At 64.3% G+C, this 25,740-nt stretch carries 21 protein-coding genes and 1 tRNA gene; 9 read left to right on the forward strand and 13 right to left on the reverse strand.

Going from position 1 to position 25,740, the window contains the following annotated elements:
* Positions 1-36 precede the first annotated feature (36 nt).
* Positions 37-1,254 carry a beta-ketoacyl-ACP synthase I gene (gene fabB, locus ACOJCM_RS11050; RefSeq protein WP_445212101.1) on the reverse strand — a complete coding sequence of 406 codons (1,218 nt, stop codon included), beginning with the start codon at positions 1,252-1,254 and terminating at the stop codon, positions 37-39.
* Between the two features lie 14 nt (positions 1,255-1,268).
* Positions 1,269-1,784, reverse strand: coding sequence for a 3-hydroxyacyl-[acyl-carrier-protein] dehydratase FabA (fabA, locus tag ACOJCM_RS11055; RefSeq protein WP_445212102.1), 516 nt, complete (start codon positions 1,782-1,784; stop codon positions 1,269-1,271).
* Between the two features lie 248 nt (positions 1,785-2,032).
* Here fabA and ACOJCM_RS11060 point away from each other — a divergent pair, with 248 nt between their 5' ends.
* Positions 2,033-3,895: a putative bifunctional diguanylate cyclase/phosphodiesterase gene (locus ACOJCM_RS11060; RefSeq protein WP_445212103.1), complete on the forward strand. Its 1,863-nt coding sequence runs from the start codon at positions 2,033-2,035 to the stop codon at positions 3,893-3,895.
* 137 nt (positions 3,896-4,032) lie between these two features.
* Here the strand turns inward: ACOJCM_RS11060 and phrB are convergent, their stop codons facing one another.
* The 3 genes from phrB to ACOJCM_RS11075 all read right to left on the reverse strand — a co-directional run bounded on the left by phrB (position 4,033) and on the right by ACOJCM_RS11075 (position 6,894).
* Positions 4,033-5,451 (reverse strand): deoxyribodipyrimidine photo-lyase, encoded by a 1,419-nt coding sequence (gene phrB, locus ACOJCM_RS11065; RefSeq protein WP_445212104.1) that lies wholly within the window; start codon positions 5,449-5,451, stop codon positions 4,033-4,035.
* Between the two features lie 19 nt (positions 5,452-5,470).
* Entirely contained in the window at positions 5,471-6,385 is a 915-nt protein-coding gene (locus ACOJCM_RS11070; protein WP_445212105.1) for a MerR family transcriptional regulator, read from the reverse strand.
* 128 nt (positions 6,386-6,513) lie between these two features.
* Positions 6,514-6,894: a sirohydrochlorin chelatase gene (locus ACOJCM_RS11075; RefSeq protein WP_445212106.1), complete on the reverse strand. Its 381-nt coding sequence runs from the start codon at positions 6,892-6,894 to the stop codon at positions 6,514-6,516.
* 163 nt (positions 6,895-7,057) lie between these two features.
* Between ACOJCM_RS11075 and ACOJCM_RS11080 the strand changes: the two genes are divergently transcribed.
* On the forward strand, positions 7,058-7,966 hold the full coding sequence (locus ACOJCM_RS11080; RefSeq protein ID WP_445212107.1) for a TIGR01777 family oxidoreductase: 909 nt from the start codon (positions 7,058-7,060) through the stop codon (positions 7,964-7,966).
* Here the strand turns inward: ACOJCM_RS11080 and rapA are convergent.
* Together rapA and ACOJCM_RS11090 are read right to left on the reverse strand one after the other, a co-directional pair.
* Entirely contained in the window at positions 7,963-10,905 is a 2,943-nt protein-coding gene (rapA, locus tag ACOJCM_RS11085; protein ID WP_445212108.1) for an RNA polymerase-associated protein RapA, read from the reverse strand. The genes ACOJCM_RS11080 and rapA overlap by 4 nt on opposite strands.
* A gap of 150 nt (positions 10,906-11,055) precedes the next feature.
* Positions 11,056-11,856 carry a redoxin family protein gene (locus tag ACOJCM_RS11090; protein WP_445212109.1) on the reverse strand — a complete coding sequence of 267 codons (801 nt, stop codon included), beginning with the start codon at positions 11,854-11,856 and terminating at the stop codon, positions 11,056-11,058.
* 132 nt (positions 11,857-11,988) lie between these two features.
* Here ACOJCM_RS11090 and ACOJCM_RS11095 point away from each other — a divergent pair, with 132 nt between their 5' ends.
* From ACOJCM_RS11095 to ACOJCM_RS11105, 3 genes are all read left to right on the forward strand, one after another.
* A complete protein-coding gene (locus ACOJCM_RS11095; RefSeq protein WP_445212110.1) occupies positions 11,989-12,231 on the forward strand; it encodes a hypothetical protein in 243 nt (80 codons plus the stop codon).
* Positions 12,218-13,801, forward strand: coding sequence for a phospholipase D family protein (locus tag ACOJCM_RS11100; protein WP_445212111.1), 1,584 nt, complete (start codon positions 12,218-12,220; stop codon positions 13,799-13,801). The genes ACOJCM_RS11095 and ACOJCM_RS11100 overlap by 14 nt, the downstream gene beginning before the upstream one ends.
* A 99-nt stretch (positions 13,802-13,900) precedes the next feature.
* Entirely contained in the window at positions 13,901-14,356 is a 456-nt protein-coding gene (locus ACOJCM_RS11105) for a universal stress protein (protein ID WP_445212112.1), read from the forward strand.
* 19 nt (positions 14,357-14,375) lie between these two features.
* On the opposite strand, the gene ACOJCM_RS11110 is transcribed toward ACOJCM_RS11105, so the two are convergent.
* The 4 genes from ACOJCM_RS11110 to ACOJCM_RS11125 form a co-directional block, all read right to left on the reverse strand.
* Entirely contained in the window at positions 14,376-15,707 is a 1,332-nt protein-coding gene (locus ACOJCM_RS11110) for a diguanylate cyclase (protein ID WP_445212113.1), read from the reverse strand.
* 192 nt (positions 15,708-15,899) lie between these two features.
* The gene (locus tag ACOJCM_RS11115) at positions 15,900-18,224 is read right to left on the reverse strand and encodes a putative bifunctional diguanylate cyclase/phosphodiesterase (protein ID WP_445212114.1); all 2,325 of its coding nucleotides are present in this window, start codon (positions 18,222-18,224) and stop codon (positions 15,900-15,902) included.
* Positions 18,217-18,642 carry a phosphate ABC transporter substrate-binding protein gene (locus tag ACOJCM_RS11120; RefSeq protein ID WP_445212115.1) on the reverse strand — a complete coding sequence of 142 codons (426 nt, stop codon included), beginning with the start codon at positions 18,640-18,642 and terminating at the stop codon, positions 18,217-18,219. The genes ACOJCM_RS11115 and ACOJCM_RS11120 overlap by 8 nt, the downstream gene beginning before the upstream one ends.
* 10 nt (positions 18,643-18,652) lie before the next feature.
* Entirely contained in the window at positions 18,653-19,894 is a 1,242-nt protein-coding gene (locus ACOJCM_RS11125; RefSeq protein WP_445212116.1) for a porin, read from the reverse strand.
* Between the two features lie 266 nt (positions 19,895-20,160).
* Between ACOJCM_RS11125 and ACOJCM_RS11130 the strand changes: the two genes are divergently transcribed.
* Together ACOJCM_RS11130 and ACOJCM_RS11135 are read left to right on the forward strand one after the other, a co-directional pair.
* Positions 20,161-20,676 (forward strand): hypothetical protein, encoded by a 516-nt coding sequence (locus ACOJCM_RS11130; protein ID WP_445212117.1) that lies wholly within the window; start codon positions 20,161-20,163, stop codon positions 20,674-20,676.
* A gap of 190 nt (positions 20,677-20,866) precedes the next feature.
* Positions 20,867-23,440: a bifunctional diguanylate cyclase/phosphodiesterase gene (locus ACOJCM_RS11135; RefSeq protein WP_445212118.1), complete on the forward strand. Its 2,574-nt coding sequence runs from the start codon at positions 20,867-20,869 to the stop codon at positions 23,438-23,440.
* Positions 23,441-23,630: 190 nt separating this feature from the next.
* Here the strand turns inward: ACOJCM_RS11135 and ACOJCM_RS11140 are convergent.
* Together ACOJCM_RS11140 and ispB are read right to left on the reverse strand one after the other, a co-directional pair.
* Positions 23,631-23,707: transfer RNA gene (locus ACOJCM_RS11140), tRNA-Pro, on the reverse strand.
* A 118-nt stretch (positions 23,708-23,825) separates the two neighbouring features.
* Positions 23,826-24,833, reverse strand: a complete 1,008-nt coding sequence (ispB, locus tag ACOJCM_RS11145; RefSeq protein WP_445212119.1) for an octaprenyl diphosphate synthase — start codon at positions 24,831-24,833, stop codon at positions 23,826-23,828.
* A gap of 289 nt (positions 24,834-25,122) precedes the next feature.
* On the opposite strand from ispB, the gene rplU reads away from it, so the two are divergent.
* Both rplU and rpmA read left to right on the forward strand, forming a co-directional pair.
* A complete protein-coding gene (rplU, locus tag ACOJCM_RS11150; protein WP_445212120.1) occupies positions 25,123-25,434 on the forward strand; it encodes a 50S ribosomal protein L21 in 312 nt (103 codons plus the stop codon).
* 32 nt (positions 25,435-25,466) lie between these two features.
* On the forward strand, positions 25,467-25,724 hold the full coding sequence (rpmA, locus tag ACOJCM_RS11155; RefSeq protein ID WP_111413374.1) for a 50S ribosomal protein L27: 258 nt from the start codon (positions 25,467-25,469) through the stop codon (positions 25,722-25,724).
* Positions 25,725-25,740: the final 16 nt, after the last annotated feature.

A 25,740-nucleotide genomic window follows, 5' to 3' on the forward strand; every position in this document is an offset into this window, starting at 1 on the left:
GGGGCGCCTTTTGTTCAGCGGTCGTCCGGCTGCCGGTCAGTCGCGGTAACGCTGGAGTACCAGGCAGGCGTTGGTACCGCCGAAGCCGAAGCTGTTGGAGAGCACGCGGTCGACGCTGACGCCCTCGCGCATGCGGGTGACGATATCGAAGCCGGCCGCCTGGTCGTCGAGTGCCTCGACGTTCGCCGAGGCGGCGATGAAGTCGTGCTCCATCATCAGCAGGGAATAGATGGTTTCCTGTACGCCGGTGGCGCCCAGCGAGTGGCCGGTGAGCGATTTGGTGGAGCTCATCGGCGGCGTGCTGTCGCCGAAGACTTCGCGAATGGCCTTCAGCTCGGCCACATCGCCCACCGGCGTCGAGGTGCCGTGGGTATTGATGTAGTCGATCTTGCCATCGACGGTAGCCAGCGCCTGGCGCATGCAGCGCATGGCGCCTTCGCCGGAGGGAGCGACCATATCGTGGCCGTCGGAGGTCGCGCCGTAGCCGACCAGCTCGGCATAGATCTTTGCGCCTCGCGCCTTGGCGTGTTCGAGCTCCTCGAGCACCAACATGCCCCCGCCACCCGCAATGACGAAGCCGTCGCGAGCCTGGTCATAGGGGCGCGAGGCCTTGTCGGGCGTATCGTTGTACTGGGTCGTCAAGGCGCCCATGGCGTCGAACAGGCACGACAGCGTCCAGTGTTCCTCCTCGCCGCCGCCGGCGAAGACGATATCCTGCTTGCCCATCTGGATCTGTTCCATGGCATTGCCGATGCAGTGCGCGGAAGTGGCGCAGGCGGAGGAGATCGAGTAATTGACGCCCTTGATCTTGAAAGGCGTGGCCAGGCACGCCGAGACGGTGCTGCCCATGGTGCGTGTGACCCGGTAGGGCCCTACCCGGCGCAGCCCCTTATCGCGCATCACGTCGGCGGCCTCGACCTGGTTGGCGCTGGAGGCGCCGCCGGAGCCGGCAATCAACCCCGTGCGTTCGCTCGAAACCTGCTCGGAAGTAAGGCCGGAATCCTCGATGGCCTGGGCCATGCTCACATAGGCATACGCCGCGGCGTCGCCCATGAAGCGGCGCAGCTTGCGGTCGATCAATGCGTCGAGGTCGATGTCGACGACCCCAGCGACCTGGCTGCGAAAGCCGCGCTCGGCATACTCTTCCTTGAAGCGAATACCCGAGCGCCCCTTCATGAGCGCTTCGACGACCGTCTGCGAGTCGTTGCCGAGGCACGATACGATGCCCAGACCGGTGACCACCACTCGTCGCATGGAAGCCTCCTGTATCAGAAATTCGCGGTAGAGGTGAACAGGCCGACCCGAAGGTCATTCGCCTGGTAGATTTCGCGGCCATCGACCGACACGGTCCCATCGGCGATGCCAAGGATGAGGCGCCGGGTGATGATGCGCTTGATATGAATATGGTACGTGACCTGGTCAGCCTCGGGCAGAATCTGGCCGGTGAACTTCACCTCTCCACAGCCCAGGGCGCGGCCACGACCGGGATGTCCGAGCCAGCCGAGGTAGAAGCCCACCAGCTGCCACATGGCATCGAGGCCCAGGCAGCCGGGCATGACGGGGTCGCCGGGAAAATGGCAGCCGAAGAACCACAGGTCGGGATGAATATCCAGCTCGGCAATCAGTTCGCCCTTGTTGAACTGGCCTCCCTGTTCATGGATGCCCGTGATACGGTCGAGCATCAACATGTTGGGTGCCGGCAGCTGGGCGTTACCAGGGCCGAAAAGCTCGCCGCGGCTGCATGCCAGCAGTTCTTCGCGTTCGAAAGAGTGTTGCTTGGTCACTGAGTCGTTCCGAGTCGCAGTTGTTGTGGGCCCTTCCGCGTGCTTGGCAGAGGCGGCATGGCACAGAGGGCCGACCCGCCCGGGCGGCCCTGCCTAGTCTACTGGCCGTGGGCGGCGATTGCACGTCAGGCATGACGCGACCGGTACCAGAGATTAAAGTGTCGACGCAAAGTGTCGATACTTCATCTAGGGTCGATGCACAGCATGGGCGCACCTTTTACCTTATTTCCGTTACTCCGGGACCTTACATGCGGCCATCCTTCGCACTCAATCGACCGCTGACCTGGGCCGCCTTGGTGGCGTTGCCGGCCTGTATATGGCTGCCGGGGCCTGGCTTGCGGGTGGTGGCGGTTGCCATCGTGGCGGTGGGGCTGTGGGATGCCTGGCGACGGATCAAGCGCGACCGCCAGCACGCCGATCTGATGCAGCAGGCACTGATGCTCTCCGAGGAGGGCGTACAGATAACCGACGCCGAGAACCGAATTCTCGCCGTCAACCCTGCGTTCACTCGCATTACCGGTTTCACCGAAGAGGAGGTGCGCGGGCTCAATGCCGCCAATTTGGCCGCGGCGCGTCACGACCCGGCCTTCTTCAAGCGCTTCTGGCAGACGCTGCACAGCAAGGGACGCTGGGAAGGGGAAATCTGGAACCGGCGCAAGCAGGGCGACGAGTTTCCCGAGTGGCTGCGGGTCAAGGCGGTCACTGATGGTCGCGGTCGCATCAGCCACTACGTCGGCACCTTCACCGACATCTCGGTGCACAAGGCACGGGAACAGGATCTTCGACGTATCGGATTCGAGGACCCGCTCACCGGGCTGCCCAACCGACGCCGCCTGCACGACCTGATGACCTCACGCCTGCGCCACCTGCGGGCCGGCGAAAGCCTCGACATGGCGATCGTCGACATCGACGGCTTCAAGTCGGTCAACGACAGCCTCGGCGTGGAGCAGGGCGACCGGCTGCTGGCGCGCTTCGGCCAGCGTCTGGCCGGACACGTAGCGGGAGGCGTTGTGGGGCGCCTGGGCGGCGACGAATTTCTGGTAATACGCACCACCACCTTCGACGACCACGATAAGTGGGTTGCCGGTCTGCGCCAGCACCTGGGCGAGCCGTTCGAGCTGAGCAACAAGACCCTGCGACTGGGTCTCTCCATCGGCAGTTGCCGTGCGCCGGAGGACGGCAAGGAGTCCGGCGTGTTGTTCCAGCGCCTAGAATCGGCGCTCTACTCGGCCAAGCGACATGGTCGCAATGTCAGCCAGCGCTTCCGTCCCGCGCTGGACGTGCAGAACACACCGCACATGACGCTGGTCTACGGCCTGCGCGATGCGCTGGCCAACGGCGACCAGCTCGAGCTTCACTACCAGACCCAGCATCGCATCATGGACGGCGCCGTGGTGGGCATGGAGGCACTGCTGCGCTGGCGTCATCCCGAGCATGGCATGGTTTCGCCGGGCGATTTCATTCCGCTGGCCGAGCGCCATGGCCTGATGGGGCCGCTCGGCAACTGGGTGATCGACGAGGCGCTGTCGCAGATGGCGCGCTGGCGAGAGCGGGGGTTACCCAAGCTGCCCGTATGGATCAACATTTCAGCGATCCAGATGTTCCAGGGCGAGCTCGAGACGGCGCTCTCGGCGGGGCTGGCCAGGCATGGCATCGAACCCTCCCAGTTGGGCCTGGAGCTCACGGAGTCGGTACTGCTCGACGAGCGCGCCGGCGATATCGTGCCGCGGCTGGAGGCGCTGCGCGCCAAGGGGCACCGTATTGCCATCGATGACTTCGGCATGGGTTACTCGTCGCTGAGCTACCTCAAGAACCTGCCGCTGGACAAGCTCAAGCTCGACCGTGCCTTCATCCGTTCGTTGCCCGACGACGCCGCCGATGCCGCCATCGTCAGTGCCGTACTGGCGATGGCGCGGGGCTTAGGGTTGGATGTGGTGGCCGAGGGCGTGGAAACCCACGGTCAGCTCGATTTCCTGGAGCAGGCGGGCTGTCGGCTGGTTCAGGGCTATCTCTATGCGCGGCCGGGCCCGGCCGAGGTGATCGAAGCCCAGTGGCAAGCGCTGTCGTCGCAGGCGACGGGGATGATGCTGCGAGCCGAGCCATCGGCATAGCAGGCCAAGCTTGTTACCGGCCTCGTCCCTTGGCCAACCTGTACGGCACTCGCCAATGTTTTCCCACAGCGACGCAGCACGCTCCCGACTATCGTCCCGGTGCGTGGTGATGTCTTCGGTGGGCGGGGTGCGCTGCGCTAGTCGAGTGAAGGTAACGACCTGAAGACGTCCAGCGCCCGAAGGCGTGCCGTTCCGTGATCGACGATGGGGGGCGGGTAACCGGCTCCGGCACGCTGGGCGTCGCTGGGTGCGTGACGGTCGCGTGACGGCAACCCGGCCAACTCGGGGACGGACTCGGCAATGAAGCGGCCGTCCGGATCGAAGCGACGCGACTGTGTGGTGGGGTTGAACAGGCGAAAGTAGGGGGCGGCATCGGTGCCGGTCGAAGCGGCCCACTGCCAGCCGCCATTGTTGGCGCAGAACTCACCGTCTACCAGGTGGTACAGGAAGAAGGCCTCGCCGCGCCGCCAGTCGATCAGCAAATGCTTGCTCAGAAACATGGCGGCTATCATGCGCAGTCGATTGTGCATCCAGCCGGTGCGGAGCAGTTGGTGCATGGCGGCATCGACGATGGGATAGCCCGTGCGTCCCTCGCACCAGGCGAGAAAATCCGATTCGTCGTTGCGCCAGGCCAGCGCCTCGGTGTGCTGCTGAAAGGCGCGGTGACGGCATACCCGGGGAAACCCTGCGGCCACGTGGTGGTAAAACTCGCGCCATACCAACTCGTTGACCCAGCTGGCGATCCCGGGGTCGCCTTCGGCCAGACTGCCGTCGTTCTCGTTCAGTGCCGCCTGCAAGCACTGTCGCGGCGAGATCATGCCGAGCGCCAGGTAGGGGGAGAGTTCGCTCGTGCCGGCGAGCGCCGGAAAATCGCGCTGCGCGGCATAGCGGCGAACCCGAGAGCGCAGGAAGCGCTCCAGTCGGTCGCTCGCGGCGGCCTCGCCGGCGGGCCAGTGGCTCGCATCAATCGGCGCATCGGCGAGACGAGGCAGGGGTGGAATGGTGTCGCGTGGGTTGCGAGGCGGCGACTGCTTGGCTGGCGGTTCGTGCAATGCCAGCCGCTGTGCCGTCAACTGGCGATGCCAGGCGCGAGCAAAGGGGGTGAACACACGATAAAAGTCCCCCTTGCCGGTGAGCAGCTCGCCCGGAGCGAAGGCTATGCTGTCGTGATGGCCGCGTGGGCTGATTCCGGCCCGTTGAAAAGCGGCTACCACGGCTTGATCGCGCCGCTCTTCGTCGAGCGGGTATTCGCGGTTGAAGTGTAGTGCCGTAGCGCCGACTTCCTGTGCGATGCCGAGCAGCGTGGCCGGCGCTTCGTCAAAGTGCGCGATATCGCGATGCAGCAGGGGGATGCCGACATCGGCCAGGGCTTCTCCCAAGGCGACGACGCCGCGATTCCAGAAGTCGAGCTTGTTGGCACCGTGGCCGTGTGCCTGCCAATGGGGGACGCTGCGCAGGAATACGGCGATGACCGTTCCATGGCGCGCGGCGGCAGCCAGCGCCGTGTTGTCACGGACGCGCAGGTCGCTGCGGAACCAGACCAGCGAGCAGGCCATGCCGAGCGCCTCGTGACGGTCAGGTTTCGTGGACCAGAGCGCGGAGGCGCGCCATGGCCAGGGGCAGGTCGTCACCCAGCAGTTCCACCAGGCTGTCGGAAAGGTCGCCTCCGCGGATTCGGGCCACCGGACCGCATAGACCCAGGGGAGCGTCGAGCTGCTCGGCAAGTCGTGGCAGCTGGCGTCGGATCAGGTCGGCGCGCTCGGCGCGCCCGCTGACGAGCACAACCGCGCCAGCCTGGAGGCGCTCCACGGCCAGCGGCAGCTCGCCGAAGGGGGGCGCGCTGTCCAGCAGTTGTACACGGTAACCGGCATCGCTGGCGGCCAGGGAGGCCAGCAAGAGCCATAACGGACCCGGGTCGTCGGGCAGCGGCGCGAGCAGCAACAAGGGACCTCTGGAGCGCTGATTGGCATGGTAGAGCCGGATGCCGATGCGAGTGCGAAGGAAGGATTCCAGGCAGCGTCGCTGCAAGGTGGCACCGAGTTGGTCGACCCAGCGCTCCTCGAGTTTGCGTACCACCGGCTGCCACAGTTCTGCCAGGCAAGTGGTCACGGGGTAGAGTGCCAGGCTCTGGGTGAAGTGCGTTTCCATCAGGGCGAGGTCGAGGGCTTCGATGGCCGTCACTAGCTGCTGCTGCTGGCTGGGCCAATCGCCTGAAGCGGGTTCGGGAGCCGTCATCGACGGGGGTTGGTCGATAAGCTCCTTGACTTGGCTGACAGGCACGCCGCGACTCAGCCACTGCAGGATCCGCTCGACCCGCTCGATGTCCTCTCGCGCATAAAGCCGGTGACCCTTGGGGGTACGCTGGGGGCGGATCAGGCCGTAGCGCCGCTCCCAGGCGCGCAGCGTAACCGAGTTGACGCCGGTAATACGGGATACCTCGCGTATCGGATAGAGCGGTGTGTCGGCCGGGTGGCTCCCCTTCTGGGTCATGCGCGCCTCTGCTTGTTTGTCGTCCTGGCCCAATCCGTGGCGTGATGACAGCTGCCTGCCGTGCCACGACCGCGGGTCGATAAATATTGTACGCTAATCGAGCGGTGTACAACTGATGACGGTCATGGTCAAGTCGACGGGGCTTCTCCCGCCTGTTCGGCGATGACGGCAGCCAGGGCGTCGATGAATGCGGGGTGTTCGCCGACCGGCGGCAGCAGTGTCAGGTCGATGCCCGGATGAGCGCTGCGCAGCGCTGCGACCTGGGCTGGGACATCCTTGCGCAAGTGACGACCGGCGGCGAAGAACAGCGGCAGGATTTCGGCACGTCGTATTCCCGTAGCAGAGAGTTCCGCCACGGTGCTTTCCAGCGAGGGTTCGCTAAGCTCCATGTAGGCGAGCTTCAACGATGCCTGCATGCGGGCGGCCAAGGCCTCATGGAGCCGTTCGAAGGGGGCGCGCCATGCGGGGTCGCTGGAGCCGTGGGCGAGCAGGATCAGGCTGTAGGACATGGCAGTCTCCCGACAAGGGAAGCGAAATCGTGGGGCACGGTCGCCACAGCGGCGAAAGAAAATGCCCGGTTGCCACTAGGATAGCAGAGGCGTACAAAGCTTGTATAACGAATGGCGGCAGCACGGTCTCATACCGGGTGCCGCCGGATACGGGGGGAATCGAATGCGCGTATTGGTCACTGGAGGCAGTGGTTTCGTCGGGCAGCGCCTCTGCCTGCGCCTGAAGGAGGCAGGGCATCGCCTGCTGGTGGTTTCCCGCGACCCGGAGGATGCCCGACGCCAGTTGCCCTCGGGAGCCGACGTGCGGCGCTCGGTACTCGACTTCATCGACGCGCCGCCGGAGGCGATCGTCAACCTGGCCGGCGAGCCTATCGCCGCCAGGCGATGGAGCGATGAACAGAAACAACGCTTGATCGATTCGCGGGTCAATGTCACCCGCGACCTGGGGATCCTCTGCGAACAGCTCAAGCAGGCAAGCGACAAGGCGCCCAGGGTCATGGTGTCGGGCTCGGCGATGGGATTTTACGGCGATCAGGGCGATCGCGAAGTGACCGAGGATACGCCGCCTCACGACGAGTTTGCCCATCGCCTGTGCAAGCGCTGGGAGGACGCCGCCCTCGAGGCGGCCGGTTTCGGCACGCGGATTGCGTTGCTGCGTACCGGTCTGGTACTGGATGCAGGCGGCGGCAGCCTCGAAAAAATGCTGCCGCCGTTCAAGCTCGGCCTGGGCGGGCGCTTCGGCGACGGCCAGCAGTACATGCCCTGGATTCACCGGGAGGATCTGGTGCGTGCCATCCTGTTCCTGATCCAACGCGACGATCTCGACGGGCCGTTCAACGCCAGCGCGCCACATCCCGTGACCAATGCCGAATTCACCCGTACCCTGGCCCGGCAGCTCAAGCGGCCTGCCATCATGCCGGTACCCGCGGTTGTGCTGGAAACGGCCTTCGGCGAGATGGCGCGCTTGCTGCTGACCGGAGCCGACATGCGCCCGGCGCGCCTGCTCGAGGCCGGCTTCGAGTTCCGTTTCCCGACCCTCGGCAAGGCACTGGCCGATATTCTAGGCGCCTAGTCGCCCACGGTGACGATCACCCTCACCGCATCCAGCCGCAGCCGGGTGCCGTCGATGGCGGTGTCGAGTTCGCCGCGCTCACGGCGCAGGGCCTCGAGCTCCTCCTCCCGCACTGCGGGATTGAGCCGCGCCAAGGCTTCGAGACGGGCGAGTTCGCCGTCGAGTTCGCGGCGCATGCGCTCCTGCGCGGCCTCGACGATGCTCGGCAACTCGCGCTCGGCCTCCAGCTCCCCCTGGGCCAGGAGGTCGCGCAGCTGGTCGTGACGGCTGCGGATCAGGTCACGCGCCATGGCCTTCTTGACCTTCCTCAGGTTTTTCGACAAGCCGGTGAAGGAGACCTTGTCGCTGAGTACCGCACCCGATTCGTCAAGCAGTACGCGCACCGTGGTCGGCGGCAGAAAGCGGTTGACGTGCAGCCGTCCGGGTGCGGGGCAATAGGTGCGGAACACCAGCTCGGCCATCAGACGACCGGCAGGTATCGCCGGGTGCTTGAGCAACGCCAGGGCGGTGTTGCCCATGTTGCCGTCGAGGATCCGCCCCATCATCTCTCGTAGTAGCGGATGCTCCCAGGAGAGCCGCTGCACGTCGTCGCGGGCCAGGGCGCGGGCGCGCGACAGCGTGGCGGTGAAGCCCTCCTCGCCCTTGGCCAGGCCGGGCAGGCCGTCAAGCATTTGCGGGCCGGGCTGCAGGTGCAGCAGGCCGCCGCCCAGCTCCTGGCTGTCGACGCCGAAGATATCCAGCGCCTGGTCGAGGTAGCGCGGCAGCGCCGGGTCGTCGTCGAGCGCGCGGATCGCTTCGGCCACCGCTTCGGCGCGGGCCGGACGGCAGGCATTGAGCTCCAGCAGACGATTGCGGCCGGCGTCGCGCTGGGCCAGGCGGTTCTCGAACAACGCCCGGGTCTCGGCGATGACAGCGTCGAGCGCCTCGTCGTTCAGCAGTGCCTCGGCCATGGCGTCGCCGAAGGCGTCGAACAGCTCGTTACCGACGCCATGCGGCGCATCGAAGGCGTCCATGGCCTCGCGATACCAGCGAAGCAGGCGTGCGCCGGGGCTGGCCTCGAACAGCGGCACGTGGATCTCGATGGCATGGCGCTGGCCGATGCGATCGAGCCGCCCGATGCGCTGCTCGAGCTGGTCGGGATGCTGCGGCAGGTCGAACATCACCAGATGACGACAGAACTGGAAGTTGCGCCCCTCCGAACCGATTTCCGAGCACACCAGTACCTGGCTGCCTTCCTCCTCGTCGGCGAAGGCCGCCGCCGCGCGGTCACGCTCCACCAGCGTGAGCCCCTCGTGGAACACCGGTGCGTGGACGCCGCCCAGCACGCGCAGGGCCTCGGCCAGCTCCTGCGCGGTTTCGCGCCCATGGGCGATCACCAGCACCTTGTCATCGGCGAAGCCCTGCTCGCCCTCGTCCGCGAGACGCGCCAGCAACCAGGTCACGCGCGGGTCGATCTGCCACCAGGGTTCGGCATTGAGCGGATCGTCGGAGAGCCTCCGGTAGGTGGCATCGGGATAGAGCAGCACATCGGGGTGGTCGAGCCCGGTCTCTATCAGCAGTTCGTCCAGATAGTCCTCGTCGCGCTCGAGCTTGCGCAGCACGCGGCGATAGGCCGAGGGCAGCGGAAGTTCCGCCAGGTGCAGCCGGCGCTCGGGAAAGCCGCCGACGTGGCGGCGGCTGTTGCGAAACATCACCCGGCCGGTGCCGTGGCGATCGAGCAACTGGTCGCGCAGCTGGTGACGGGCACTGTCACGCTGTTCGGGACTGCTTTCGGCGCTGGTCAGGGTATCGAGCAGGGCCTGGCTGTCGGGCTCGTCGATCACCGCCGCCACGCTGGCGCGAGCTGCGGCGCCTGCCTCGGGCAGGTGCTCCAGGGCGTCGATGGCCTGGGCCACTTCCACGTAGTGCTGCTCCTCCTCGCGGAAGGCGTCGAGACGGTGGTAGCGATCCGGATCGAGCAAGCGCAGACGGGCAAAGTGGCTCTCGAGCCCCATCTGCTCGGGGGTGGCGGTCAACAACAGCACGCCCGGTACGCGTTTGGCCAGACGCTCGACGCAGGCGTAGCCAGGGCCGGCCTGGTCGGCACTCCAGTCGAGGTGGTGTGCCTCGTCGACAATCAGCAGGTCCCAGTCGCTGCTGGCGGCCTGTTCCTGACGCCGTGGATTGGCGAACAGCCAATCCTGGCTGGCCAGTATCAACTGGCCGGATTCGAAGGGGTTGCTCTCGGCCTGGGCCAGGCTCTGCTGTTCATCGAGCAGTGTCACCTCGAGGGCGAAGCGGCGCAGCAGTTCCACCAGCCACTGGTGCATCAGGCTGGGCGGGACCAGGATCAAGGCGCGCTCGGCACGGCCGGTCAGCAGCATGCGGTGCAGGATCAAGCCGGCTTCGATGGTCTTGCCCAGGCCCACTTCGTCGGCCAGCAACACGCGCGGCGCATGGCGCCGGGCCACCTCGTCGGCGATGTAGAGCTGGTGTGGAATCAGATCGATGCGCGGCCCGGCCAGGCCGAGCGCCGGGTTCTGCTCGATGCGATGATGATGATGGAGGGTGCGGAAGCGCAGGTCGAACCAGTCGTTGCGATCGACCTGGCCGGTCAAGAGGCGATCGCGGGCCTGGTCGAACTGCATGTTGTCGGCCAGGCGGGCCTCGGGTAGCTCGCGAAGTTGTCCCTGGGCGTCCTCGCCGATATAGACGACCAGCCCATCGACCTCCTTGCTGTCCTCGACGGTCATGCGCCAGCCCTCGGCGGACTGGATGCGATCGCCGCTGCCGAAAGCCACGCGGGTCAGTGGCGCCTGGTGGCGGCTGTAGGTACGGGTTTCCTGGCTGGCGCCGAACAGCACGGTAACGCTACGGTGATCGCAACTCAGGATGGTGCCCAGGCCCAGGTCGGCCTCGCCGTCGCTGATCCAGCGCTGGCCGGGTGAAAAGTCGCTCATGATGCCTCGGTCGATGCGGAATTCGGTGCCCGGGCTGCCGGCGGAGCGGATTCCGACGGCAGCAGGGCGGGGGATTCTAACGCAAAGCCCGCTGTGGCTTAAGGCTGGTGGAGAAAAGTCGAAAATGGTAGGACGGCGAGTTTGGCGGCGTCAATGACGCTCGAGCCAGCCGTTCAGTTGCGACCGTGACAGCTCGCCCACGTGGCGCTCCACGGCGCGTCCCTCGCGATCGAACAGCATGGTGGTGGGTAGCCCCGGCGACTCCAGTCGCTTCATCATCTCCTGGCTGGGGTCGAGTAGCGGATAGCGGAAGGATAGCCCTTGCTCGTCCAGGTAGCGCACCACTTGCAGCAGCTCCTCGCCCTGGTTGATGACCACCACGGTGACGTCCTCGCGAGCGTCGGCCTCGGCCAGCAGGGGCATCTCACGCAGGCAGGGGGGGCACCAGGTAGCCCACAGGTTGACAACCACGCGCTCACCGCGCAGGTCATGCAGGGCGACTTGGTCTCCGTCGAGATTTTCCAGGGTCACGGGGGGTAGCTCCTCAAGCGGCATGTCGCCACCCAGCGGGGCCAGGGTGATCAGTACCAGCCACAGCGCCGAAGTGCCGAGCGTCAGGCCCATGGCGCCGATCATGGGCAGCAGGCGGTCGCGCAGCGACCAGGCCGTCCAGATCAGCGCCGCGAGCAGCCCCCACAAACCGTGATAGCCGGGTTGCCACAACTTGAGTACGTCCAGCGGGGCGGTGGCGTAGGCATCGAGGTTCATGGCCACGTGGCCCAGACGCGCGCCAACCAGCCAGACCAGAAGGAGCCCGTTGAACCAGCGTGCCCGGGTGGCAGGGGGCAGCCCCAGCAGCAGCCAGGCCGCGGCGAGCAGAAGCAGAGCGCAGCCAACGGCATACAGGCGCGGGACGGAAATCAGCACGGGGCCCAGGGCGAAGGCGTCCATTGGCACAGCTCCAGCAATGAGGGTCGGCGCAAGCGGCAAGACCGGGTAGAATCATCGACTTGCCCGAACATCGCATCAGGCAAGGCAAGCCTACTGCGCTAGGCCAGCACTGTCACCCGGCGGGAGCCCTCCATGGCATACAAGTCGTTCGATCCCCTGCGCGCCCTGGCCATCGGCAGTCAGGCGCTGGGCTTCATCCTGATCATTACTCTGGAGACGGTGATGGGCGGCGAGGCCGCCCGCCCCTGGCAGGGGCTGACGCTGGCCGCCATGGTGGCGTTCGCCCTGGCCTTGGCCTTGGCCCGGCTTTATCGACGCAACAAGGCGCGCAAGACGATGGCGCGTCGCCTGGCGGATGACGATGACGACACCTGAGCCGGACGGCTCGAGCCGAGGCCGCCACTGGCGCCTGGCGCTCTGCGGTCTGGTTCTGGTGCTGTTGCAGGGCTGTGCCGGGGCGCCGGTTTCGCGGGAGCATGGCACGCCCTTGGCTGCGGCTGAGAGCGAGGCCACCTGGCTGGGGCAATGGGCGCAGTTGAGCGGCTCCGAACATCCTGGCGAGAGCGGCTTCGCGCTGCTCTCAAGCGGCCAGGATGCCTTCAGCCTGCGAGTTCTGCTCAGCGAGCAGGCCGATCGCCGCATCGACATCCAGACCTACCTGATCGGTGACGGGCTGACTACCCGGGTGTTGCTGTATCGGCTGCTGAGTGCCGCCGAGCGTGGCGTCGAAATCCGGCTGCTGATCGATGACATCGGTACGGTAGGCCAGGGGCGGACGCTAGCGGCGCTCGATAGCCACCCCAACGTCCAGGTGCGCGTCTACAACGCTTTGGGCATGGGACGAGAGACGTTGATCGGCCGCGTGCTGGCCTCGGTTCCCTTTGCCGCCCGTCAGCATCGGCGCATGCACAACAAGCTGTGGATCGTGGATGACGCGCTGGCCATCGTCGGTGGGCGTAATCTGGACGATGAATATTACAGCGCCAGCGAACCGCGCAATTTCACCGATCTCGACCTGCTGGCCCTGGGCCCGGTGGTGGAGCCGCTGACGCAGAGTTTCCACCTCTACTGGAACCACGGTCTGGCGCAGCCCGTCGGTCGCTATCATCACGCCGACGATCAAGCCTGGCGCGATTTGCTGGCGTCACTTGCCGCGTGGTTTGCGGCCAACGCGGATTCGGCCTACTTCGCCGACCTTCGCCAACGCTATGCCGATACCGAGCAGGGGGCACTCGTCGGCAGGCTGCACTGGGGGGAGGCCATCGCCCTTTGGGATCCCCCCGGCAAGCTGGCCTGGCGCGGTCGACCTATACTGGCGCGTACCATGGCCGGCGAACTGCTCGAGCGGGCCGGTGAGCCGAGCGAGAGGCTGACGGTGGTTTCCGCCTATTTCGTTCCCGGCAAGCAGGCGACCCAATGGCTCGCCGAACTGGCCGAGGCCGGAGTGAGGGTCGAGATATTCACCAACTCCCTCGAGGCGACCGATGTGCCGCTGGCGCATGGCGCCTATCAGATGAGGCGCGGCGCCTTGCTCGATAGTGGCGTTGACCTGTACGAGATGCGTGCCGAGAGCGAGCCCGACGACGATAGCGTTGGCTTTGGCGTGGGCTCCTCGGCGTCGTCGCTGCATATCAAGGCGCTTGGTATCGACGACGATCGCGTGTTCGTGGGTTCGGCCAACGCCGACCCGCGCTCGGTCTGGTGGAATACCGAAGTGGGCCTGCTGGTGACCAGTCGGGACCTGGCCAGGGAGCTGCAGGCCCTGGCCGAGATCGGCCAGTCGCCAGCCTTGAGCTACCGGGTCGAGCGGGACGGCCAGGGTCGACTCTCCTGGCTCACGGCGCATCAGGGCGAATCGACATGGCTCGAGCGCGAGCCCGGCAGTTTCTGGCGTCGCCTGGGGGCCTTGCTGGGGCGGCTGCCGCTGCTTGAGCCCTGGCTCTGAAGTGAATAGTCGTTGCGTCCTCGTCGGCAGCGGCTAGCCTTAACCGGGAAGCCACATGCTGCGCTGGACAACCTTCCATCGAGCCGCGAGGGAAATGCCATGCCGAAGCCGATACTGGTACCCATCGATGGGTCGGAACATGCTCGAAAGGCGCTGGACATAGCGGTGCAGCTGGCGCGTGCGGCCTCCGCCCCCCTGCATCTGCTGCACGTGACCGATTCGCCCGTCGACGACGATGTGGGGATGCTCGCCGGGACCCAGGGCCAGCCATTGACCGAGGAACGGCGACAGGAACTCGCACAGTCGGACGTGCCTCAGGCGCGGCAGGTCTTCGAACACGCGCGGCGTGGGGTCGACATGACGGGGCTGGCAGTTGATGAGGTGATACGCCATGGCCGAGCGGCGGAGGCGATTGTCGACGAGGCCAAGGCCTTGGATGCCGGTGTCGTCGTTCTGGGGTGTCGTGGGCTGAGTGACTGGAAAGGGGCGGTGATGGGCAGCGTTTCCCATGAGGTCGCCCACTCGGCGCCATGCACGGTGGTCACCGTCACCTGATTCTGCCGGGCACGGCGCGTCAGCTATCCGACTCGGCGATGGCCACGCGGTTACGCCCCGCGCGCTTGGCGCGATAGAGTGCCGCATCGGCGCGCTCCAGCATCCCCTCCGGGCTGTTACCCGGACGAAATTCGGCGATGCCCAGGCTGACGGTGATGGCAAGCCCGTGCAGGCGCGTCTCGGCAATCTGCTGGCGCAGCCGCTCAGCAAAAAGGGTCGCCCCCTTGGCCGAGGTATCCTGCAGCAGGATCACGAACTCTTCGCCGCCCCAGCGTGCCAGCAGGTCGGTGCTGCGCAGGGTTCGGCTCACCAGCGTGGCGAGGCGCTTGAGGATGGCATCGCCGGTATCGTGGCCGTGCCGGTCGTTGACCGACTTGAAGTGGTCGACGTCGAAGAGCAGCAACGAAAAGGTGTTGTCACTGCGCTCGGCCTGGCGGATCGCCTTGCGCATGGCGGTATCGAAGGCACGGCGGTTGTAGGCCCCGGTCAGGTGGTCGCGTGTGGCCTGTTGCTCCAGCTCCTCTTCGAGCCGCTTGCGCTCGGAGATGTTGTGAAACACCGCGATGAAATGTCGAATTCTGCCGGCCGTGTCGTGCACGGCTGTGATCGATTGCCACAGCGGATAGATCTCGCCGTACTTGTTTCGATTCCAGATTTCGCCCTGCCAGTGGCCGGTTTCCCTTACCGACTCCCACAGTTGGCCATAGAATCGCTTATCGTGGCGGCCCGACTTGAACAGGCGCGGGGTATGGCCGATCACCTCTTCGGGCAAATAGCCTGTTATGTCGGTAAAGGCCTGATTGACCCGCTCGATGCGCATTTCCGCGTCGGTGATCAGGGTCGCCTGGCCGGTCTGGAAGACGCTGGCGAGCAGCCGCAGTTCCTCCTCCTGGCGCTTGCGCTCGGTGATATCCTCCTTCACCGCCACGAAACGCACGATTTCGCCGGCGTCGTTGCGCACCGGCGTTATGGTTTCGGCTTCCCAGTAGAGTTCACCGCTCTTCTTGCGGTTCTGCAGCTCGCCGCGCCAGACCTGGCCGCTGCGCAGCGTTTGCCACAGGTCGCGATAGATGCCGTCGGGCGTCATGCCGGACTGGATCATCGCCGGCGTCTTGCCGATCAGCTCTTCGCGGGAATAGCCTGTCACTTCGAGAAAGCGCTTGTTGACGTATTCGATGCGCCCTTCGGTGTCGGTAATGGCGGTGGCGGCTGGGCTCTGTTCCACGGCGATGTAGAGCTGATAGAACTTCGCTCGCAGCGTGTCGAGATCGAGGCTGGGCCAGTGGGGGCCGAGCAGGGCACGGCCGGTACCGGCGTTGCCATGCGCTGTGTCATGCTCGCTGTCGCTCACGAGCACCCTCCGTACGAGTAGGGCTTGATCTTAGGCAAGCCTCTTATGGCGCTGCTTGAATTCCTTGGCTTGAAACCATTATCCAACGGATGTCTGGCGACTCCGGTCGCGCAGCATATCGCCTTTTCGCGGCACGTTCACGCCCAAGTTGGCTGCGTCAGGCTAAAGGAGGGGGCTGAAGTGATGAGGTCATCAGGAGGGGAAGGCGCCGTCCATTCGACGCCTCATCGAAAGCGCGGCCTCGTCTGCCGGCTGGGGTTCGTGCATGTAGAACCCCTGGATCTGGTCGCATGCCTTCCGACGCAGATAGTCCACCTGTGCCGCCGACTCGACGCCTTCGGCAACAACGGTCAGGCCCAAGTTTCTGCCCAGGTCGATGATGGCTTCCGTCAGGCTCCTGTCGCTGGCGCTATCGACGAGATCGGTGATGAACGAGCCGTCTATCTTGATGGTGTCGAGAGGAAAGGCCTTGAGCTTGGAGAGCGAAGAGTAGCCGGTGCCGAAATCGTCGATCGCAATGCGTACGCCCAAGCGACGCAGCTCATGCAGAATGCCGACGGCTCTTGGCATGTCCAGCATCATCATGCTCTCGGTGATCTCCAACTCCAGCAGCTCGGGTGCCATGCCGGTCGCCTGGAGGGCGCCTTCGATATCCCGCAGCAAGCCATCCTCCAGAAACTGGCGAGCCGAGAGGTTCACCGCCATGCTCAGCGCCGGAAAGCCGGCCTTCTGCCAGGCGACGTTCTGGCGACAGGCGGTGTAGAGCACCCAGCGGCCGATCGGCACGATCAGGCCGTTTTCTTCCGCCAGCGATATGAATTGCTTGGGCAGGACTAAACCGAGCTCGGGATGTTGCCAGCGGAGCAGCGCTTCCATGCCGATGATACGGCCAGTCTCCATGTCCAGCTTGGACTGGTAGTAAAGCATGAATTCCTGTCGTTCCAAGGCCTTGCGCAGGCTCGACTCGAGAGCCAGGCGCTCGAGGGAATCCGATTTCAGCTGTTCCGAGTAGAACTGCGCGTTGTTCTTGCCCTCCTCCTTGGCGTGGTACATCGCCACGTCGGCATGCTTCATCAGGGTCTGCTCATCCTCGCCATCGGCGGGGTAGCGGGCAATACCGATACTGACCGTGATCCGAAACTCCTGGCCCACCAGAGTGAAGGGGGTGCCGACGGCGGCCAGTATCTTGTTGGCGACCTGGGTGATCTGGCTCGGCCTCGAGGTTTCGGGGAGTAGAATGACGAATTCATCGCCCCCGAGGCGGGCGACCGTGTCGCTTTCGCGTACGGCCTGGCCAAGACGCCGACTGACCTCCTGGAGCAGTTCGTCGCCCGCATCGTGGCCCAGCGAATCGTTGATCGCCTTGAATCGATCCAGGTCGAGAAAGAGCAGTGCCAGCGGTTTGTCGTAGCGGCGTGCCTGCTGCATGTGCTTGGTCAGGAGGTGACTAAAGAAGGCTCGGTTGGGCAGCCCGGTCAGGTTGTCGTGGAAGGCCAGGTATTCGGCGCGGCGTGCGTGGTTCAAGCGCTCATCGAGGATTCTGGCCTGGGTCCTGCGCAGCTTCCAGCTCAGCCGGCCAAGCAGTGCCAGTACGGAGAGCGCGATAAGGCTGATCAGCGCGGCTCGCCAGAAATAGGTCCGTTCCAGCGCTTCGACCGCGGTCATCTGTTCGGCTTGGGAGAGTCCCAGCACGATGGCGACCGGGAACTCGAACAGCGGCCTGGCGACTGTATAGCGGCGCACGCCATCCCAATCGCTCACCCTCACCCGGGCAGGTTCGTCGTGAGCGCTGTTGCCGTCCAGCAGGGCATCGCGGTCGACCCTTTCCCCCAGGCGTATGGTGTCGCCGCTGCGACGAACGAGAAAATTGCCGCTGGCCCCCAGCAGGGCCAGAACGCCATGCTCCCCCAGCGTTTCCGGCTCGTAGCCGCTGACGAAATAGGTGGCACTGACCAGCAGGGTCACCCGCCCCGATTCGGCCTGCTCGTCGTCAGACAGCTGACGACTGAAAGCGAGTCTGTCGTCCTCCCCCGACGCTTCCCGGCGGGCGAGGCCAATGGCCATGCCCGCTTGCTCGAAGGCTGGGAGAGCGTCCTGCTCGGGCAACAAGTCGTGCGTGCTGGCCAGAATGTTGCCGGAGGCATCGCTGATACGGACCTCGAACAGCAGGGCGGGGGGCAGCATGTCCCGTCGACGCAAATCTTCCAGGGTGTCTTGCGGTGACCGATCGTCGAGGCTGTAGCGCACCAGCTTCAGGGTGGTATCGATCTCGCGAAGCGCCCGCACGATCTGGGCCTCGTAGGTCTCGGCCAGGTCAACCGCCAGCAGGGCCGCGCGACGGTCGGCAGCCTCCCGTTCCCGTTCGGCCAGATTCAGGGTAACTAGCCAGATAGCTGCCACGGCCAGCAAGGCAAGGCCCGTAAACAGGGCGATCGGCTCGACGAGGTGATGCGACCAGCCCCGCTTGGAGGCGGTGCGGTCCGCCGCGGCGTCGGCATCAGCGCTTCGATCAGTCAACGGTCACCACCCGCAGGCGCTGGTCGAGGTGGGCGTTGTCGAGATAGCCGATGGCCGTGGCATTTCCGGCAATGAAATCGGCTACGGCCATGCTGTCCGCCAGGCTGCGTGGCGGCTGGCCGCGGCCGGTAAAGATCAGGCGCGACCAGTGCATCTTGATCTGGGCGGGCGTCTGCCCGAGGTACTCACGATAGAAGGCGAGATAGGCGGGCGAATTTTCCCTGTGGTCCACCGGTGTGGCAGGCCGCCCGTTGGGGAAGCGACTGGCTCGGCCCAGGTAGATATCGGCCAGTTCGCTGCGGCTGAGTGCGGCGACCGGATTCTGCGCGGAAACCACCACCACGACCTCGGCCAGGGCGGTGCTCGAGACCAGGCAGAGGAGCAGGCTGCAACCGATCCGCTTGAGACGTGAAGGCATCCTTGTCTCCTCAGAACACGAAGTCGAGCGCGAGGCTGAACAGGTTGACCGAGCCGCCGGGCTCGTAGCCTGGCTGCGGGTTGACCAGGTAGCCGGGCGATCCCGGCGCCAAGTCTATATGGTCAACCTGTGCCTTCATGGTCATGTTGCGAGCAACCTCCCAGCGCATACCCAGAGACAAGCCTGTCTGCTGAGGTTGGTTGCTTAGGAAGGCATTGAGGAGAGCGTCCAGTGCTTCTGTGTTCGGCTGCGACAGGCCCAGGCCGGGAGATGAGGTGCTGCCATGAATGCGATGTCTCGCATAGGTGACGTACGGCGTAAAAGCTCCCACCCGATACCCGCCGGTCACATGCCAGCCACGGCTATCTGCCATGAAAGTGCGGCTCTCGGTCTGTGTCCATTCGCCCATCACGAACCAGTTGCCCCTGTCGAAGCTGGTGCCAAGGCTCACGACCTCGAAACGCTTGTCGTCCACATCGTAGCGATCGGCAATGGCTTCGCCTCGAGGGCCGTATTGGCGATAGATATCGAAAAAGGGGTTGAACTCCTCGATGGTCAGGCGGAACTGGCTGTAAGCGGCAAACAGTCGGAGGCCGCCCCACTCCAGATTGCTGCCGATCGTGAGCCCTTCACGGGATTCAGAATCGCCTGAGGTCAGGTCGCCGTTCAAGTCCCTGTACGGAAACTGGGCATGGGTCTGCCCGTACGTGGCGCGCAGCGTCTTGACGGCTTCTCCGAAACGGAACCGATAGCTGACGTCGATTCCATCGACGTTGGACACCGGGATCGCGTTGTAGACCTCCTGAGGCGGGCGCACCCAGGGAATGGCATAGCCGACCTTGCGATACTCCGCATTCATGAAGATCGGCAGCATTACCCGCCCGGCGCGCAAGCTGAGATCCGGCGTGGCATCGAACTTGACGTTGGCCCATTCGACTGTCGGCTCGTAAGACCCGTCATACCGCTGCTCGGAAACGAGCTGAACGACGCTGGAAAGACGGGGAGTGAAATCGGCGGTAAGCTGCAGGCCGAGCCGGGTATCGACTTCAGCGCTCCAGTTGCTGCTATGACCGGCCCCCCGCGGAGCGAAGATGTTGGAAACGAAGGCTGCCTGGTCTTCATCGGAATGCACGACACCAAGGGTACCGAAGCCGTTCAGCGACAGCGAAGGTGTGCCTGCATGCACCGCCGTTGAGTAGCCCCAGATCAGGACTAGCGAGGCAATGAGGATGAAACTCTGCTTTTTCGACATAGGACTGTACGATGTTGGCGATGCCCGTAGGGCATAGGAAATCTGCCTCTCGACAGGCGAACAGGTCTGCCGACCCATGGCTTCGCGAGACAGCAGGCGTGGCGCGTCGATGCCTAAGTCTGCTATCGGCAGGGCGAAGGAAAGCTTGAGGACAGGTTTCCTTCCAAGCGGGCTGCGTTAGGCGAATGGAAGGATGTCAGAGCTGGAGCCTTACGGGCCGACTCGACTAAGGTGAGTGCACATACCCTGGCCTCAAGGAGGAAGCCATGAATCGTTACCTGGCGGGTGCCATCGGCGGGCTGCTGGCTACCGTACCCATGACCCTGGTCATGGAGGCGCTGTATCGGCGCTTGCCTCGGGAGGAGCGTTACCCCTTGCCGCCCCGCGAAATCACGCAGGACATCATGCACAAGGTGGCGCCAGACGTGACGCTCGATGACGATCGCTATGCCGAGCTGAGTCTTGTCAGCCACTTCGGTTACGGCGCTCTCAGCGGAGCGTTCTATCCTGTCATCCGCCGTGATGTCGCGCACCCGCTGGTGTATGGCAGCGGTTATGGCGTGGCGGTGTGGGCGGCGAGTTACTTCGGATGGATACCCGCTCTGCATATCCTGGCGCCACCTCACCGGCACCCCGCCAATCGCCGCCACTTGATGATCGCCGCGCATCTGGTATGGGGTGCCGGCACCGTATGGATCGGGGAACGCCTGGCGAACCAACAGCGCAGCCGCCGCAGTCGATTATCCGATGCGCCTCCTTCATCGTTCGAGACGGAGCCATAGGAGACGTCACCAGCGGGTTTCGTGCGGAACGGCAAGCGGTCGTTCGTGCCCTCTTGTCTTTGCGTGGATCGTGGGACTGGCCGCTTGTGATCCTTGGTAGCGGTTTGCCTTGCTTGTCAACTGCCTGCAGAATGAACCTAACGGTTCTTAGCCTCCTAACACATGATGGGGGTGTCATGGAGGCACTGAGGTGATCGACGACTTCGCTGTGCTGGAAGCGCAGCAGAGCATCCACGAACTTATTGCCCAGAAGGCTCCGCTGGAGCAGACTCTGGAAGCACTGGCAGACTGGGTCGGCTTCCAGTTGCCGGGCGCTGTGGTGGCCTTCATGCGCTTCGACCCAGTACGCTGCACGCTCAGCCTAATATCCCGTCAAGGCTTCTCACGCACCTTTTCCGACCGGCTCCAGAATGTGCCCGTCGGTCCCGATGCCGCATCCTTCGGCGAAGCCGCTCTACATCGCCGACAGAGCATTACCGAAGACATCCAAAGTGAAGCGTGCTGGGAATCCTACCGCCGCGTGGCTCTTGCCGAAGGGCTCCGTTCTTGTTGGTCGTGCCCGGTCATGACCACGCAGGGCGAATTGCTGGGGACCTTCAGCACGTTCTTCCATGAGGCCCGGGCCCCCAGTGAGCTTAGCAGGAGACGCCTTCGCCAAGCTGCGGCCATGGTTGCCCTGGCCATCGTCAGGGATCGAGACAATCGTCATCATCGAACCTTGGCCGAGTGGCATCGTTCCTTGTTCGCTTTCCATCCCCATGCGGTTTACGAGTTCGATCTGGAAGGCAGGTTCAAGCGTGGCAACATTGCCCAGGAATCGATAACCGGATGCACGGAAGAGGAGTTGACGGGACGTCACTTCAGCGAGTTTGTCGCGCCAGGATATCGCGAGCTGACCCAGGCGGCCTTCGATGCGGCAAAGGCCGGTGCATCGCGGCAGTACGAAACCATTGGGGTTCACGTAGACGGGCACACTTGCTATCTGGAGGTGACCAATCTGCCCGTGGTGGTCGATGGCGAAATCGTGGGTGTCTATGGTATTTGCCAGGACATCACCCAGCGAAAACGTCAGGAAGCCGAACTCAAGCTACTGAAGCGAGGTATCGAGGCCAGCCCCAATGGAATTGTCATGGCGGATGCCTCCCAGCCTGACTTGCCGCTCGTCTATGCCAATGAAGCGTTCTGCCAATTATCGGGGTATGCGCTGAACGAAGTGCTTGGCAGGAATTGTCGTTTCCTGCAAGGCGACCAAACCCACGCCGAGGACGTCGCGGCAATCCAGAAGGCCATCTCGGCCCGTACCGATGTGCAAGTCACGCTGACCAATTACCGTAGCGATGGCGAGCCGTTCTGGAATCGGTTGACGATCAGTCCGGTTTTCGATGCGGAGGGCTGCTGTACGCACTTCATCGGCATTCAGGAGGACATTACCCAGCAACGAAGCCAGGAAGCTCGAATCGCTTACCAGGCCACCCACGACATGCTGACTGACCTGCCGAATCGCTCGGCGCTTGAGGCGCGTCTTGAGCATGAGTTCCGGTTGAGCCAGCGGCACCAGGAGCTGCTGGCCGTGATGTACCTGGATCTCGATGGTTTCAAGGCAATCAACGATGGCCTGGGACATGCCGTCGGTAACCAGTTGCTGATGGCTGTTGCCGACCGCCTTCGTCGCCAACTCGATCGCGCCGGCACACTGGCCCGCATTACGGGAGACGAGTTTGCCTTCCTCATGCCCGGGTTTGCCAATCGGGCCGAGGTGGGGTGCGCTGCCGAGCGTATCCTCAAAATCCTTGAGCAACCGTTCGAGATCGACGGTCGCGCATTGCACATCAGTGCCAGTATCGGAGTCGCCTGCAGCGAAGAAGACATTCAAGATGCCCACGAATTACTCCAGCATGCTGATCTGGCTGTGGAAGCGGCAAAGCTGCAGGGGCGTAACACCTGGCAGTGGTACCAGGGAGAAGACAGGCTAAATAGCAGTGATGACGTTCTCATACGTCAAGACCTGCATACGGCACTGCGTGAGGAACAGTTCGAACTCTATTACCAGCCCATCGTCGATGCGGTCAGTGGTCAGATTCGCAGCGTCGAGGCCTTGGTCCGTTGGCGCCACCCAAGGCTCGGGATGGTGTCTCCCGGGCTTTTTATCCCCATCGCCGAGAAAACCGGCCAGATCATACCGCTGGGCCGCTGGGTGTTGCGGCAGGCCTGTCAGAACCTGGCCGACCTACATGCCACAGGAGAGCGTGTCTTTCCGGTAGCGGTCAACATTTCGTCGCTACAGTTTCGCCGGGAGGGTTTCCTCGACGATGTGCAGCGCATCCTGAGGGAGACGGGCCTTCCACCTGAGCTTCTCGAACTGGAGATGACCGAGAGCATCCTTCTGGGGGGTGCCGAGCAGGCCATCGAGATGATCCGCGCGCTACGAGGGATGAGCATCTCGGTCGCCCTTGATGACTTCGGGACCGGTTTCTCCAGCCTCAGCTACCTGCGCGACCTGCCTATTCAGAAGGTCAAGCTGGACCGAGCCTTTATCCGCGACATCCTGACGAACAGCAGTGACGCGGCCATCGTCCAGGGTATCATCGCCATGGCCCATCACATGGGGCTGACGGTCGTTGCAGAGGGTGTCGAGGAGTTTGGACAGCAACAGGACCTGGTCCGTCGCGAGTGCGACCTGCTGCAAGGTTACTTCTTTGCCAGGCCCATGCCGCTCAGTGCGCTCGTATTGCTGCCCGACCGACTTCCCGAGGTCAGGCGGTGAGTGCCCCGTGAGACCGAGGCGCTGCGGGTTTCCCACAAACCCACGAATGACCGGGCCCGGTCGTGACGCATGGGTTTCGTGGCGAGGGCAGGCAGGCTCGTCGCTTGCGACCCCATGTCTTCCTGAGTGGCGGGCAACGAAAAACCGCCACCCGGCATGATCCGTAAGTGGCGGTATTTTCTATGTTCTTTGGTCGGAGTAGCAGGATTCGAACCTACGACCTCTGCCTCCCGAAGGCAGCGCTCTACCAAGCTGAGCTATACTCCGATGCTTTGCTTCGAGCCGCCTTTCAGGCTGCCCGACCCCGACTCTGCTGGAGCCGACGGATGGGCATTATACGCAAAACCCCCTACCTTGCAAGCCTTGAGGCGGGGCGGCGAGAGGCTCAGGTCTGTCGTTCGACGGCGAGTCGGGCCAGATCGGCCATGCCGTCGCGGTAGCGGCTGGGGGGCAGCAGGTCGAGTTGCTCCAGCGCCTTGGCCGACATCTCTTCGGCACGGGCGCGCGTGTAGTCCAGCGCACCGGTGTCGCGCACGATGGCGAGCACTTCGCCTAGCCGCTCAAGCCCGCCCTGGCGTATGGCCTGGCGGATCGTTCTGGCTTGGTCCGGAGTGCCGGCCGCCATGGCCTGGATCAAGGGCAGGGTCGGCTTGCCTTCGGCCAGGTCGTCTCCCACGTTCTTGCCCATGGCTTGGGCGTCGCCCTGGTAATCGAGCAGATCGTCGACCAGTTGGAAGGCCAATCCCAGGTAGCGGCCGTATAATTGCAGGGCGGCCTCCTGCTGCGGAGTGGCCTCGGCGAGAATCGCGCCGCTATGAGTTGCCGCCTCGAACAGCATGGCGGTCTTGCCCTGGATGGTGTCGAAGTAGGTCGCCTCGTCGATGTCGGGGTTGCCGACATTGGTCAGCTGCTGCACTTCGCCTTCGGCGATGATGCAGGTGGCGCTGGAAAGCACGTTCATGATCCTGAGCGAGCCGATTTCCACCATCATCTGGAAGGAGCGCGAGTAGAGGTAGTCGCCCACCAGCACCGACGGCGCGTTGCCCCAGGCGTTGTTGGCGGTGGCCTTGCCGCGGCGCATGTGAGATTCGTCCACCACGTCGTCGTGCAGCAGCGTCGAGGTGTGCATGAATTCGATCAACGCGGCCAGCGAGATGTGCCGGTCGCCGCGATAGTCCAGAGCGCGAGCGGCCAGCAGCACGAGCAGTGGGCGCAAGCGCTTGCCACCGCTGGCAATGATGTATTGGCCGATGGTTTCCACCAGCGGCACGCGCGAAGCCAGTTGCTCCGTGATGGTGCGGTTGACCGCGGCGAAGTCGTCGGCGACGGCGGCGTGGGCCGACGAGGCGTCGGTGTTGTTGGCGGCAGGGCGGGAAGGAGCGTTGGATGGCATGGGCATCGTCATCGGGCTGTGGGCCGGCATGCCGGGCATTGGCAGCGGCCTTGGGTTGCGGCTCATGCTATGGGCCCCCCATGGGGGCGTCAAGCCGTGCAGCGAGACGTCGGCGAGGACGGTCATGTGCGTGGCGGGAAAAGTGCAGGGCAGCTTGAACGCCCCATCGGCCGCGGTTATAATGCGCGGCCCACTCATCATGCTCCCTGTCAGATGGTTGCCGGAAGGGGCGCCACTCGAAGCAGGCCGATGAAGAGCCAACCCCGATGAGTACTGGAGAGATACGCACATGTACGCAGTAATCAAGAGCGGTGGCAAGCAGTACCGCGTTCAGGAAGGCCAGACACTCAAGCTCGAGAAGCTGGAAATCCCGACCGGCGAGACCGTCGAGTTCGATCAGGTACTGCTGGTTGCCGATGGCGACGACGTCACCGTTGGTGCGCCGCTGGTCGACGGTGCCAAGGTGGCTGCCGAGATCGTCTCCCACGGCCGTGGCGAGAAGGTTCGCATCATCAAGTTCCGTCGTCGCAAGCATCACATGAAGCGTCAGGGCCACCGTCAGTGGTTCACTGAAGTCAAGATCACCGGGATTTCCGCCTAAGCGGCTTCCCCTTAACGAGCGAGGACTTTGCAATGGCTCATAAGAAGGCAGCCGGTTCTACCCGTAACGGCCGCGATTCAGAATCCAAACGCCTTGGTGTCAAGCTGTATGGCGGCCAGGCCGTCACCGCCGGCAACATCATCGTGCGTCAGCGCGGCACTCGCTTCCATGCCGGTACCGGCGTTGGCGTCGGTCGCGACCACACCCTGTTCGCCCTGAGCGACGGTGTGATCAAGTTCGAGACCAAGGGTCCGAAGAACCGCAAGTTCGTCAGCGTCGTCTCTGCCTGAGAACGCTCGAAGCGGT

This window comes from Billgrantia hypersalina, assembly GCF_052584175.1.